The organism is Lysinibacillus sp. FSL R7-0073, assembly GCF_038009065.1.
Taxonomy (GTDB): Bacteria; Bacillota; Bacilli; order Bacillales_A; family Planococcaceae; genus Lysinibacillus; species Lysinibacillus fusiformis.
In genome coordinates this window covers 713,211-725,441 of sequence record NZ_JBBPAS010000001.1, presented here as the reverse complement: position 1 = coordinate 725,441, position 12,231 = coordinate 713,211, and the positions used below count along the sequence as shown (strand labels likewise).

The window sequence follows — 12,231 nt, the reverse complement described above, 5'->3', positions numbered from 1 at the left end:
ATGCTATCAATTATTGTAATAATTGAAGTACGCCTTGTGGTTGTTGGTTAGCTTGCGCTAGCATAGATTGAGCAGCTTGCATTAAGATGTTGTTCTTCGTGAAGCCCATCATCTCTTTCGCCATATCTGTATCACGGATACGAGATTCTGCAGCTGTTAAGTTTTCGCTAGATGCACCTAAGTTGTTGATAGTGTGCTCTAGACGGTTTTGCCATGCACCAAGTTGAGAACGTTGTACAGAAACGTTTTCTAAAGCAGTGTTAATTGTTGTAATAGCGGCATCTGCACCTGTTTGAGTAGATATGTTAACACCACTTACTCCAATTGTACCAGCGTCCATATTACCAATTGATACATTTAGAACTTGCCCTGCGTTCGCACCGATATGAATTACCTTACCAGTGAATGAACCATCTAATACGTTCATATTGTTGAACTGAGTAGTTGAAGCGATACGAGTAATTTCCGCTGTTAATTGAGTAATTTCATCTTGTAATTTTGAACGGTCAGTTGACTCGTTTGTATCTGTTGAAGATTGTACTGCTAATTCACGCATACGTTGTAAGATAGCGTGTGTTTCATTAAGAGCACCCTCAGCAGTTTGAATTAAAGAGATACCGTCTTGAGCGTTTTTAGAAGCCATGTCAAGACCACGGATTTGTCCGCGCATTTTTTCAGAGATAGCTAAACCAGCAGCGTCATCGCCAGCACGGTTGATTTTGTAACCTGAAGATAATTTCTCAAGGTTTTTAGAAGCTTGAGTGTTGTTGTAAGCTAGGTTACGGTGTGTGTTTAAAGCTGAAATGTTATGTTGAATTCTCATTTGGAATTCCTCCTTGAATGTGTGTTTTTTTATTCCACGTCCGTGTGGAATATTGTCGGTTTAGGTTGTATGTATGTACTTCCCTTACCCTACAATCTATATATCGTTAGTGGTTGGAAAAGTTTAATAGTTTTTTAAAAGTTTTTTTATTTTTTTATGTAATAGATTTGAAGTTTGTATTTACCATTAAGAAATAACTACTATTTTCTTTTTAACTGTTCTAAAAAGCTTGAATTTGAAGAAAGTGCTTCTTTATTTTGCGCTTGGATTGCTTCAAAAACTTCTGAGCGATGTACTTTTACAGTTTTTGGAGCAACAATACCAAGTTTGATTTGGTCACCATCAACTGCTAATATTTTTATTTCGATTTGATCGCCTATCATAATAGACTCATCTTTTTTACGAGAAAGTACTAGCATTATTTCGCACTTCCTTCCAATGGCAGCATTGGATAACGTAACGGGTAGGCTTTACTATCTTGGAGAACGATTTGCTTCCCACGTTTTTTTTCTATATTTAATATAACTGGTGCTAACAAGTTAATAGTAGAATCTTGGAATGTTTCCTTCATTGTTACAATGGCATATGTAAGAACATTTTCTTGTTTCTCAATTTGTAATTGCTCACGATCTTCTTCGCTAATGTCAAAGCTATAATCTTGTTTGAATGCAAATGGATAGGCAACAACAAAGCCAATTTCGACATGCTGAACAGATTGTAGTAATGCAAGAGGAAGGTCTGCATCGATTGGCAACAAAACAAATTCTCTTTCTTCCTCTAAGCCTAGTAGGCCATGTTCAAACATCAATATATCTTGATTAGCAATTTCAACTTCTCCTAAAAACTTTGTAGCAATTCTCATATTTTCCGCGCTCTCCTTTAAATGATGACATCGATGTCAACATCTGGTCTTTGTATCATTGTACCAGTTACTTTTCCTGGTGTGTATTCATGAATAGGTTTGTTCACTTTGGCGTCAATTACTGGTTCTCTTCGTTGAATATTGATATCTGTTGTACCTGGAGTGAAATTAATTTTGACGGATCCTACTGATGGTACAAATTTAACATTAAATTGCACACGGTGGGGACCGTGGTTTTGTTGAGCGATATTTTGAATTACTGCACGCCCTTGATCTTTCCCTGAATTCTCCATAATTTGTCGTCCTTCTCTTGCTCTTCGTGCCATTCCTTTTAGCGCCTCTTGTTTCCCTTTTTCAGCGTAATTTGCACTTGATTCTAAAGGACCGATCATTCCTATGTCTCTTCTTGCCTGTGAGGAGTCAATCTTCAAAACACTTCTCGTTGTATTTATATCTAAAATAGCGGCTGGCTGTTCAATATGCTGTGTCGCTTTTGGCTGTTCAATATGCTGCTGAGGTTTACCAATATGAAGATCAATTTTGGCATCGATTGTACGAATTTGTATTTGTGGTAGCCTCACAATACTAGCCCTCCTTTCAAGAAAAGCGTTTGAACAAGGTGTCCAAACGCCTAAATTATATTAACGGATAAAATCCACTAATGTTTGCTGAATTATTTTAGAACCTACTGAAAGTGCAGCCTGATGAATAGATTCATGTGTCACCATTTCAGTAATGGCCTTTGCATAGTCAACAGACTCATTATCTCTCAATTGCTTTGTTACGTTAACCTCACGTACACCCAAACGATTTTCCATCATTTCTACACGATTTTGCCGTGCCCCGATGTCTGCCTGTGCTTCTAAAACTTTATTATGCATGGCTGTAATATCATCATTTGTAGTAGATGAGGATACTCCACCTAGCATGCTAGCAATTTCTTCACCTGTTTTTGTTGGATCGCCTAATAAATCCGAAATTTTCCCCATCATATCATCTATATTATTAAATAGATCTTTCCCTGGGGTATTCACAGAAAGCTGGATACCATCATATATTTCTACTTTTACACTCTCTTGATTAGTATTTGGGTTTATGGCACCCCCTATAAATAAAGGCTCGTTAGTTCTAGTTCCACTAAATATGTAACTACCACCAATATTCGTATTTCCTACATCTTGTAATTGTTGGCGAATTTGGTCAATTTCGCTTTTAACTTTTTCACGTTCTTCAGGGGTATTTGTGTCAGTGGCTGCTTGAATAACTAATTCGCGAACTCGCTTCATTTGTTCGCCAACCTGATTTAGAGATTCATCTGTCGAATCTAACCAGCTTCCTGCCGTAATCATATTGCGAGTATATTGTTCTACTTTAGCTAAATCTCGACGATAGCCCATACCTTTTACTGCTATAACTGGGTCATCAGATGGACGAGTGATCTTTGAACCAGAATTGATTTGATCTTGGAGCTTGGACATTTTACCATAGCTGTTATTTAAATTGCGTAGCATGTTACTTGATAGCATTGATTGTGTTACACGCATCTTGTAAAAAACCTCCTTCTTATCAGTTGGAGAAAGTTGTCTCCAATAACTTAACTACTAATTATTCTTTTCTATCGTTATAAACCAACACGGCCCATACCGTTAATAATTTTATCCAATGTTTCATCGACAACCGTAATCATACGTGCATTTGCATTATACGCCTGTTGGAAAGTAATCATATTTGTCATTTCTTCATCTAACGAAACAGCGCTTACAGAATCACGGCTTTTGAACACCATTTGAAGTTGGGATTCTGACGAGGCTGCTATACGTAATGCTTCTTCACCATCTACACCAACTTTTCCGATAATCGCTTGATAGAATGATTGTAAGCTTGCATTATCTATATCTGCATATAATTTATGTTGCATATTGGCAAGCTCGTAAGCATTTTTACCATTTCCTTCTTCTGTTGGGTCAGATGAAGCAGCTAATAGGTTAGGATTTTTAGAGATATCTTCATTAACCTTAATTCCACCAGCACCAGTTCCTTCAAAGAAAACGCCGCCCGGTTTCGAAGCATTGGTGATGTTTCCATTCGCATCTTTTTCTTCAAGGGTATAACCTTTTGCATGCTGCGCATTGAATTCTTTAATAAATGCATTGGCTAATTGATCTAATTTTTGTAAGGTTTCTGGGTAGTATCCTTTAATATCGCCACCCGTACTTTGATAACCAAACGAATTAATAAGTGAAAGTAATTTCCCTTTTGATGCTTCAAAGTCTTGCTGTTTAATGGCTGTTTGTGTACTAGTGACAGCACCTGCTTCGTGCGCATCTAAAGATTCCAATCCTGTTAATTGTAATTCAGAGAAAGAATTTGTAATATCGTCGCCTGTCACCTTCGTACCATTTGTACCCATTGCTGTAAATTGAGCGAAATCTTTACCGTTTACTAGATCTCTGACAACACCATCTGCGCCTTTAAATGTAATTTTTAAGCTACCCTCTGCAACCTCTGATGCTAAACCACCAGAAGGGATACGTTCAATTGATACTGGTATATATTCATTTAATTTATCAACTAGAGTATCACGAACATCATATAAATCATTTGGTACATGTCCACTAGGTTCAACCTCTTGAATCTGCTTATTTACAGCAGCAATCTGTTTTAGGATGGTATTAATTTGAGTTGTTGAAACATTAAGTTCATTCCCAAGATTGCCTTGAATCATTTTTAATTGTTTATCAAGGTAATTAAAAGATTCAGCTAAGTGCTCCGCACGACTAATGGCTACTCGACGTGAAGCACCATCTGCAGGCTTTGTCGCAACATCTTGAAGTCCCTTCCAGAACTGTTCGAAAGCTTTATCTAAACCAAATTCTGAAGGTTCATTCATAACATCCTCCATTTGGGCAATAGCATTTGTTCTAGATTCCCAATAACCTAACTTATTCGTCTCTTGACGATATTGACGGTCAATAAATTCACTGCGAATACGTTGGATTGAACTTGCTTCAACCCCAGTACCAAGATGTCCTGGATAAGTAGGTTGGTTTAAGCCTGCTGTTGGAAAACCTGGTGTTGCCTGCATGTTTACTCGTTGGCGAGAGTAACCTAAAGTGTTTGCATTAGAAATATTATGTCCTGTTGTATATAAAGCTGTTTGTTGAGTGAAGAGGCCTCGTTTACTTGCTTCTAGACCCATAAATGTTGAGCGCATGTTTCTTCCTCCCTTATTAGGCTTGTGAATCAAAATATGATTTTTTAGCTATATCATTTGTGCCGTGAACCTCTTTGCTAGAGTAGTTCATTTGCTCTGTGCGAGGTCTTACTGCATCTAATGTTAGGTTGACGATTTGTAGTGATTGGAAAACGAGTTTTTGATTTAAGTCGTTTTGGTTTCGTAAGTCGTTGATAATTTGCATTAAACGCTCGCGAACTGCTGATAGTGTTGCTTTGTCAGTTTGTTGTTCAGCAGCCTCGATGACATCCGCAACAGTCGTTTTGTCAGTTGAAGCAAGTCCCTTTGCTTCAAGGTAGTCCGTTACCTGTTTCTGACGCTGTTGTTCGAGCTTATCGATGGCCGCTACGTGTGCCTGCTCATCCTTGAGCAATTGGTCTAGCGCTTCGATATCGCCAGCTTTAATGATTTCTGTTTTTTTTAAGGCTAGTTCAAGTAAGCTTTTATGCATTCTCTCTAGCATCGTTAATGTAGAATTAATCGCTTCTATAGACATATCGCTAAACACCCTTTCTGCTATTCCCTAGAAACGATAATATTTCAGCATATCCTCTGCTACTTTACGAGCATCTACTTTGTATTCGCCAGAATCAATGTCTTTTTTCAGCTGTTGTACGCGGTCAGCTCGCTCTGTACTGTATGTTGAAACGCTTTTCATGTCTTGAGCAGCTTTGGAAATCTCAATTTTATCGGCAAAAGATGTTTTGTTTGTATCGGATTTGACATTGCGTACTTGGTTTTTATAGGCGTTCACTGCATTAATTCCATAAGATGTAATTTTCATTTTGAAACCCCCCATCTAAAAATCTTATCTTACTATTATTTCGGATTGTCTCACATAATGTTAAGTTTTCACATATAAAAAAGTGTGCTAATTTTGTTTAAAATTAACACACCTTCAATTATTAACGTTTTCGGTCTGCGTGATATGTGACACGGTCGCGTTGCTCAACACTATCCCGGAATTCCTTAGCCGCTTCAAAAGTACGTAAATCGGCTTTTAATTCATCCTGGCATTTTGTGCAAAGCTTGCCTATTGTCGTCAGATGCCCACAGTTATCACATGGATAGCCTAAGTTAGGAAACATCGCTGGTTGCAAGCGACCTTTACGAACCCATCTGTATAATAGCTCTTCTTCTGCTCCCGTTGCCTCTACAATTCGCTCCACTGTTGCAGCACGGTTTTCACGTTTACGAAGGAAGCGATATACGATCTGATACAGTTCTTCTTCTGATTGTGCACATTTATGACAAACTTCCCGTACCCCTGTATAATTAAAAAATTCATTACATTTTGGACAATTTCGAACCTCTGCCATCCATTTTTTCCTCCTCTAACAAAATATCTTATCTACGCATACTAAACTCATATCTATTATACATAATACATTGGAAAATTCATCCTTCAATTAATGTGAAGTATCGGACATTTTTTGCACCTGCTTGCATTAAAACATCTGCAGCATGCTGTAATGTGGTTCCTGTAGTTTTTATATCGTCAAATAGAAGGTAATCTTTATGTTCTACATTTGCGCCCGCTTTTAAGCGAAATAGAGGAGCTGCACATAAGCGCTGTTCTCTATTTTTGGAGCCTTGTGTTTCTGTTGTTGTCTTTTCGAGCAGCTGTATATATGGTATATCAGCTACCTTTAATAATTCATTAGTATGCGAGAAAGTGCGCTCTTGTTGTTTGATGGGATGCATGGGGATTGGTAGAATGATCGCCTTTTCTTTATTGAAACGAGCATACAGCTCCTGCCGAAATACTTTGGCCAGAGCTACATCTTGTAGGAATTTGAACTGGTGTAAATAATCTTTCATGGCCACATTATATTGATAGAGTGCAGTAGCTGACTGTGAATGTTCAAAGCGAGCAGTGCATCTTGTACATATAGTTGGAGTAAATTGCTTTATTAATAGCGTTTTCCAAGTAACTGAAGTTTTCAATAGCTGTGAGCACAATAAGCAATGCGATTCCGTTTTTTTCATTCGGAAAATCCTTCCTTATTATAAAAGAGGATTTTTGCACATGCCTCGTCCATCTCTGTCGTGATGCCATGGTGAAAGAATACGATGTCCCCATTAGGATATTGACTATTTCGTCCAACCCGTCCAGCAATTTGAATTAGTGCGCTTGCGGTAAATATAGAGGATTCTGCACCAATAACTGCCACCTGCACATTACTAATGGTAATACCTCTCTCTAATATGGTGGTCGTTAAAAGTCCGGGTACTTCATTATTTCGGAGCATCCCTACTTTCTCTTTCCGGTCCGGATCTTCTGCATGCACAGCTAGTATGTTTTCATTTACTAGCTGAAATAGAGGCGCTGCTTTATGCATGAGGGCGATTGTAGGGAAAAATAGTAAGAATGGTTCCTTTCGTTCAAGGCGTTCTTCTGTCCATTTTATTAACTTCTTAGGGATTTTTCCTTGTTTGAAGCTTTTATTGTAGCCCCATAAAGCACGAAACTGAGGGACTGGTAATGGATGATTGTGAAAGCGTTTGGGGATGAATGAATAGCTTTCTTGTTGGAAAGCATTGCGTAATTTGTGTGATGGCGTTGCGGTAACAAATACGATAGGTGCCTCTTCCTTTTTGGCCTTTTCCACTGCTCTTTGTAGAGTTTCATCAATAGTATACGGAAAAGCATCAGCCTCATCTACGATCATAACATCAAAGGCGCTCTCAAATCGGTAGAGCTGATGAGTTGTGGCAATAATAAGCTGGGCATAAGCATTCTGCTTCGTTACACCACCATATAATGCATGAATAACTGTCTTAGGGAATACTTGTTGAAAGCGTGGATATAGCTCTAATACTACATCAGTGCGTGGTGTAGCAATACAAACACGTAAACCCCGCTTTAATGCACCATGAACAGTTGGAAAAAGCAACTCAGTTTTTCCTGCCCCACATACAGCATGAATAAGATGGGAGCGTTTCGCTTGTACACTTGCTAGCATCTCACTTGCAGCCTGCTGCTGGAGTTTAGTCAACTGCCCTCCCCACTTTAATGTATGCTTTCTCATTTTGATTACTTGAGGGCCTGTCCAAATCATCAACTGCGCACAGCTACTCACCCTGCCCATTCGAATACAATGTCGACAATATAAACATTGCTGCTGACATTTTGAACATTCGAATATCGTGAATAAATGTGGGTCTATATTGTGGCAACGATTGCATTTTATGATTGGCTTCATTTGAATTCCCTCTATTATATGGAGGTAATTTCGCTTCATTGCTTCTTCGATATCTGCAGTTAAAAATGGAGAATGGTTTTTTAACCAAATTCGCCCCTCATGAAAATCACGTAAAGCTGGTGGCAACAGCCAACCTTTGTATCTCAAGATGAACTCTCCCTTCATGGAAAAAAGCCTCTACTGTTGAGTAGAGACTTTCATCGGTTACGTTTATTTTTTTGTCCAACCTAAGCCCATTGATCCTTCTCCTAAATGAGTACCAATAACAGGACCAAAATAGCTTAATTTAAAGTTGACGTGCGGGTAAGTTGCAGCTAATTGTTCTAGCCATTCTTGCGCTTCTACTGGGCAATTGCCGTGAATGACCACAGCATCCATAGCATTATACTTTTTAGCATCCTCAGCTAACAGTTCCTCCGCACGCTTTAAAGCTTTTTTACGTGTTCGGATTTTTTCAAAAGGTACTATTACCTTGTCCACAAAATGAAGGACTGGCTTCACCTGTAAAAGGCCACCGATTAAGGCTGCCGCAGAAGATAAACGCCCACCACGTTGTAAATGTGCTAAGTCGTCTACAATGAAGTAAGCACGAATATACTGCTGCATGTCCGCTAATGCTGCAAGTATTTCTTTGGCTGAATAGCCCTCTTTCGCCATTTCAGCTGCTCTTAAAACGTAAAAGCCTTGAACAGCACAGGATATTTCACTGTCAAAGGCATACACATCAATACCTTCCACCATCTCCCCTGCCTGCACTGCGCCTTGATATGTTCCACTAATTCCACTCGATAAATGGATGGAAATAACCTCATCATAATCCTTTGCTAGCTCATCGAAAAGAGCGACAAATTCTCCAATTGGAGGCTGTGTTGTTTTGGGGAATTCTTTGGCACCACGCACCTTATCATAAAATTCCGATGCTGTGATATCTACTTCTTCTGCAAATAATTGGCCTGAGATATTAACACTTAAAGGTATCATATGAATGTTAAAGCGTGCACGTTCCTCAGCCGTAATATATGCAGTACTATCTGTTACGATTGCCGTCCTCATCTATGTCCACTCTCCTATGATTCATAGTTTACAATCTATTTCATCTTGGTGCAATTGTTGTTGGGTTTCTCACATATTTAGAATAAAAACAAAAAAGAAATGAATGTGATGAAGGACGAACGTATATTTTACGTTTTGGTCATTCGACAATGAGCTAGTAGCAAACTAGCCTCCATTTCACATTCATTTCCTATGTATAGTAGGCGTATCTTCACTCAATTATATATTGAATGAAGATCGCTCCTCTTAATTGCCTGTACTTGACTGTGAGTCATCACCAATATAAAAGACGCTTGTTACTTTCCAATCATCATCTTCTTTGACAAAGACCGTTACCTGTCGTCCTGCGCTTTCATGCTCGACATTTGTTTCGAGTTGAAGAGAATGCATTTTCATGTTGGCAAATACTTGAGCTTCTTCTGGCTCGTATTTGGCAATCGTTACATTTTCGACATCACGCTTTATATCAAATTGATCGAACACTTCTGTTGCATATGTTTTTTCTTCATCGTATTTAAAACCCTTTGGATTTTTCGAAATTGTTTTCATATAGCGGTCGATTTCTTCCGCATTTAGGGCTGCAATATACTCTTCGAAAGAAGCTAAAATAGCTTTTTCATCTGTTGCTGGTACGTTTTCTGCTTTTTCTACATTACCGCCCATCATCTCAAAGCCAACGGTACCATCCTCTATTACCTTTTCTCGATCGTCGTCACTAATCTTTTCTTCTTTATTACCACATGCAGTTAAAGTGAATACAAATAAAATTAAAACTGCTAGAAAACTTTTCTTTAACATCACAAAACCTCCCGCGCATATTGTAGCATATAAATGCTGTCGTAGGAATTTTGTTGTGCTTTCTCAACATTTAGGTGCTACATCTTCCTTATGACGCATTCGGCAGTAAAATGTTGCATGATCTGACAGTTTCCATATTTAATACCTAGTAACAGGACGAAAGAGCAATGTTACAAATTTGTGAAAGGCGAATCACTACCTTCAACAGGCAATTCAAATAGTTACTAAAAAACAATAAAAAACTGTTTTAAAAACTACTTCTATACAAAGTAGCTTTTAAAAACAGTTTTAACAATTATCGTACTTCAACCCAACCATTTTTAATGGCTGTTACAACGGCTTGTGTACGGTCATTCACATTCATTTTTTGTAAGATGCTTGATACATGGTTTTTAACTGTTTTTTCTGAGATAAACAGTGTCTCACCAATTGTACGGTTTGATTGACCATCTGTTAATAGCTGTAATACTTCACATTCACGTTTCGTTAATAAATGGAATGGACGGCGAATTTCCGTTTGGTGGAAGTTACCTTTATTTTCATGTTCTGAAAGTCTTTTGAACTCTGCCACTAAATTTTTCGTTACTTTTGGATGTAAGTAAGACCCGCCGTTTGCAACAACTTTTATAGCCTCCACGATTTCATCTGCATCCATTTCTTTTAACATATAGCCAAGAGCGCCTGATTTTAATGCATGTGTCACATATGTTTCATCATCATGGATGGACAGCATAATGACCTTCGCATCTGGAAATTCATTAATTAACTCCGATGTTGCTTCTACGCCATTTTTCCCTGGCATGTTAATATCCATCAGTACTACATCTGGTTCGTTTTCAGCATATAACGTCACCACATCTGTACCATCGTCACCTTCTGCTACTACGTCAAACGTATCTTCAAAATCTAAAATACGTTTTACTCCTTCGCGGAATAGCTGGTGATCGTCTACAATAATAATCTTTGTCATTTGTCTTTACCCCCTAAATTTCTGCAACAGTTACTTTACTTCTAACGGAATTTTAAATAACACCGTTGTACCTCGGTTGATTTCACTAGTAATAGTAATTGTACCATTTAAAATTTCAATTCGTTCTTTCATTCCTAAAATCCCAAAGGAATGGTCTTTCACTACTTGTTGGTCAAAGCCTATACCATCATCTTTAACAACAATATTAACAGCATCTTTTAACCACTCAAGCTTTACCCAAATGTCTTTACATTTTCCATGCTTCATGGCATTTGTTACGCACTCTTGCACTAGACGGAAAATGGATACTTCATAATTGGAAGGTATACGTTTTTCTGTACTTCTCGATTGGAAATGAATGTCGACACCTGGATTATATTCAGTGACTGTTGATAAATACTTCTTTAATGTCGGAATAATTCCCAAATCATCAAGTGCCATTGGTCGTAGATCATAAATAATACGTCGCACCTCAGATAATGCGTTTCGCACCGTTTTCTTTAAATCAGCAATTTCTGCTAATGCATTTTCTATGCCTTTTTCACGATACGTTCTATCTATTAAATCAGTGCGCATTAGTACATTTGCAAGCATTTGAGCAGGTCCATCATGAATCTCTCTAGACAAACGCTTACGCTCCTCTTCTTGAGCTGCAATAATACGTATCCCAAAATCTTGCTTCATTTTTGCTTGTTCAAGCGCTAAACCAACATTTTTTAAATCTGAAGTTAAGTAATTCAAAACGACATTTACCTGATTGACAATATGATCAGCACGTTCAATCGTATCGAGTAATCCTCTTAATCTTCTCTCTAGATCATCTCTTTTATCGCGTAGCTGTTTTTCTTGCGTTCTAATAACGGAGAGCTTTACTTGAAAATCATGTGCAGTTTCATATGCTTCTCTAACTTGTTCTTCGGTATAATTATCAAAAGCTTTACTTACTAAGACAAGTCTTTGTTTAGCAAGCTGCGTACTTTTTTCCAATGCATCGCCTTCATCAATTACAATTGATATTTGTTTTCGAACAATTTCTAGCTCTTTTTGCATATCTTCAAAGCTTCTACGGCTTTGTTCGCTTATAATAAAGATATCATCCTTCGAGCTCATGATTGTATCTAACATTCGATTAAAAATGTCATCAAGCGACTTTAAATCGAAGGTATCATTTGAAAACATACTATACTCCCCAGTCTAATGTCTTATGATTACTTACTATTTTAATAGACCAAATTCTTATATTCCATAGTCTACACCTATTATAGCATTACCATGCTAAAATTT

15 protein-coding genes are annotated in these 12,231 nt (G+C 37.9%); all 15 read right to left on the bottom strand.

What is annotated here, in order from left to right; all coding sequences use genetic code 11:
• Positions 1-10 precede the first annotated feature (10 nt).
• The 15 genes from MKY88_RS03425 to MKY88_RS03355 all read right to left on the bottom strand — a co-directional run bounded on the left by MKY88_RS03425 (position 11) and on the right by MKY88_RS03355 (position 12,126).
• A complete protein-coding gene (locus MKY88_RS03425; RefSeq protein ID WP_328203271.1) occupies positions 11-823 on the bottom strand; it encodes a flagellin N-terminal helical domain-containing protein in 813 nt (270 codons plus the stop codon).
• Between the two features lie 200 nt (positions 824-1,023).
• Positions 1,024-1,242, bottom strand: a complete 219-nt coding sequence (csrA, locus tag MKY88_RS03420; protein ID WP_328203273.1) for a carbon storage regulator CsrA — start codon at positions 1,240-1,242, stop codon at positions 1,024-1,026.
• Positions 1,242-1,685, bottom strand: coding sequence for a flagellar assembly protein FliW (fliW, locus tag MKY88_RS03415; protein WP_328203275.1), 444 nt, complete (start codon positions 1,683-1,685; stop codon positions 1,242-1,244). Before fliW ends, csrA begins: the two co-directional genes overlap by 1 nt.
• A gap of 17 nt (positions 1,686-1,702) precedes the next feature.
• On the bottom strand, positions 1,703-2,266 hold the full coding sequence (locus MKY88_RS03410; protein WP_328203278.1) for a DUF6470 family protein: 564 nt from the start codon (positions 2,264-2,266) through the stop codon (positions 1,703-1,705).
• Between the two features lie 60 nt (positions 2,267-2,326).
• Positions 2,327-3,229, bottom strand: coding sequence for a flagellar hook-associated protein FlgL (gene flgL, locus MKY88_RS03405; protein WP_328203279.1), 903 nt, complete (start codon positions 3,227-3,229; stop codon positions 2,327-2,329).
• Between the two features lie 77 nt (positions 3,230-3,306).
• On the bottom strand, positions 3,307-4,899 hold the full coding sequence (gene flgK, locus MKY88_RS03400; RefSeq protein ID WP_328203280.1) for a flagellar hook-associated protein FlgK: 1,593 nt from the start codon (positions 4,897-4,899) through the stop codon (positions 3,307-3,309).
• Positions 4,900-4,915: 16 nt separating this feature from the next.
• On the bottom strand, positions 4,916-5,416 hold the full coding sequence (locus MKY88_RS03395; RefSeq protein ID WP_328203282.1) for a flagellar protein FlgN: 501 nt from the start codon (positions 5,414-5,416) through the stop codon (positions 4,916-4,918).
• Between the two features lie 27 nt (positions 5,417-5,443).
• On the bottom strand, positions 5,444-5,704 hold the full coding sequence (gene flgM / locus MKY88_RS03390) for a flagellar biosynthesis anti-sigma factor FlgM (RefSeq protein WP_054611536.1): 261 nt from the start codon (positions 5,702-5,704) through the stop codon (positions 5,444-5,446).
• A gap of 121 nt (positions 5,705-5,825) precedes the next feature.
• Entirely contained in the window at positions 5,826-6,239 is a 414-nt protein-coding gene (locus MKY88_RS03385) for a TIGR03826 family flagellar region protein (protein WP_144788495.1), read from the bottom strand.
• A gap of 79 nt (positions 6,240-6,318) precedes the next feature.
• On the bottom strand, positions 6,319-6,909 hold the full coding sequence (locus tag MKY88_RS03380) for a ComF family protein (RefSeq protein WP_340813007.1): 591 nt from the start codon (positions 6,907-6,909) through the stop codon (positions 6,319-6,321).
• A complete protein-coding gene (locus MKY88_RS03375; RefSeq protein ID WP_193830942.1) occupies positions 6,906-8,291 on the bottom strand; it encodes a DEAD/DEAH box helicase in 1,386 nt (461 codons plus the stop codon). Before MKY88_RS03375 ends, MKY88_RS03380 begins: the two co-directional genes overlap by 4 nt.
• Positions 8,292-8,336: 45 nt before the next feature.
• Positions 8,337-9,179: a DegV family protein gene (locus MKY88_RS03370; protein ID WP_193830941.1), complete on the bottom strand. Its 843-nt coding sequence runs from the start codon at positions 9,177-9,179 to the stop codon at positions 8,337-8,339.
• 246 nt (positions 9,180-9,425) lie between these two features.
• Entirely contained in the window at positions 9,426-9,977 is a 552-nt protein-coding gene (locus MKY88_RS03365) for a DUF3225 domain-containing protein (protein WP_069480060.1), read from the bottom strand.
• A gap of 295 nt (positions 9,978-10,272) precedes the next feature.
• On the bottom strand, positions 10,273-10,947 hold the full coding sequence (locus MKY88_RS03360) for a response regulator transcription factor (protein ID WP_008178876.1): 675 nt from the start codon (positions 10,945-10,947) through the stop codon (positions 10,273-10,275).
• A 30-nt stretch (positions 10,948-10,977) separates the two neighbouring features.
• The gene (locus tag MKY88_RS03355) at positions 10,978-12,126 is read right to left on the bottom strand and encodes a sensor histidine kinase (RefSeq protein ID WP_025116710.1); all 1,149 of its coding nucleotides are present in this window, start codon (positions 12,124-12,126) and stop codon (positions 10,978-10,980) included.
• Positions 12,127-12,231: the final 105 nt, after the last annotated feature.

Coding starts and splice junctions, on each gene's coding strand:
- MKY88_RS03385 (WP_144788495.1), bottom strand. CDS start 6,239: ATGGCAGAGGTTCGAAATTGTCCAAAATGTAATGAATTTTTTAATTAT.
- MKY88_RS03395 (WP_328203282.1), bottom strand. CDS start 5,416: ATGTCTATAGAAGCGATTAATTCTACATTAACGATGCTAGAGAGAATG.
- flgL (WP_328203279.1), bottom strand. CDS start 3,229: ATGCGTGTAACACAATCAATGCTATCAAGTAACATGCTACGCAATTTA.
- MKY88_RS03355 (WP_025116710.1), bottom strand. CDS start 12,126: ATGTTTTCAAATGATACCTTCGATTTAAAGTCGCTTGATGACATTTTT.
- MKY88_RS03380 (WP_340813007.1), bottom strand. CDS start 6,909: ATGAAAAAAACGGAATCGCATTGCTTATTGTGCTCACAGCTATTGAAA.
- MKY88_RS03370 (WP_193830941.1), bottom strand. CDS start 9,179: ATGAGGACGGCAATCGTAACAGATAGTACTGCATATATTACGGCTGAG.
- flgM (WP_054611536.1), bottom strand. CDS start 5,704: ATGAAAATTACATCTTATGGAATTAATGCAGTGAACGCCTATAAAAAC.
- MKY88_RS03360 (WP_008178876.1), bottom strand. CDS start 10,947: ATGACAAAGATTATTATTGTAGACGATCACCAGCTATTCCGCGAAGGA.
- csrA (WP_328203273.1), bottom strand. CDS start 1,242: ATGCTAGTACTTTCTCGTAAAAAAGATGAGTCTATTATGATAGGCGAT.
- MKY88_RS03365 (WP_069480060.1), bottom strand. CDS start 9,977: ATGTTAAAGAAAAGTTTTCTAGCAGTTTTAATTTTATTTGTATTCACT.
- flgK (WP_328203280.1), bottom strand. CDS start 4,899: ATGCGCTCAACATTTATGGGTCTAGAAGCAAGTAAACGAGGCCTCTTC.
- MKY88_RS03425 (WP_328203271.1), bottom strand. CDS start 823: ATGAGAATTCAACATAACATTTCAGCTTTAAACACACACCGTAACCTA.
- fliW (WP_328203275.1), bottom strand. CDS start 1,685: ATGAGAATTGCTACAAAGTTTTTAGGAGAAGTTGAAATTGCTAATCAA.
- MKY88_RS03375 (WP_193830942.1), bottom strand. CDS start 8,291: ATGAAGGGAGAGTTCATCTTGAGATACAAAGGTTGGCTGTTGCCACCA.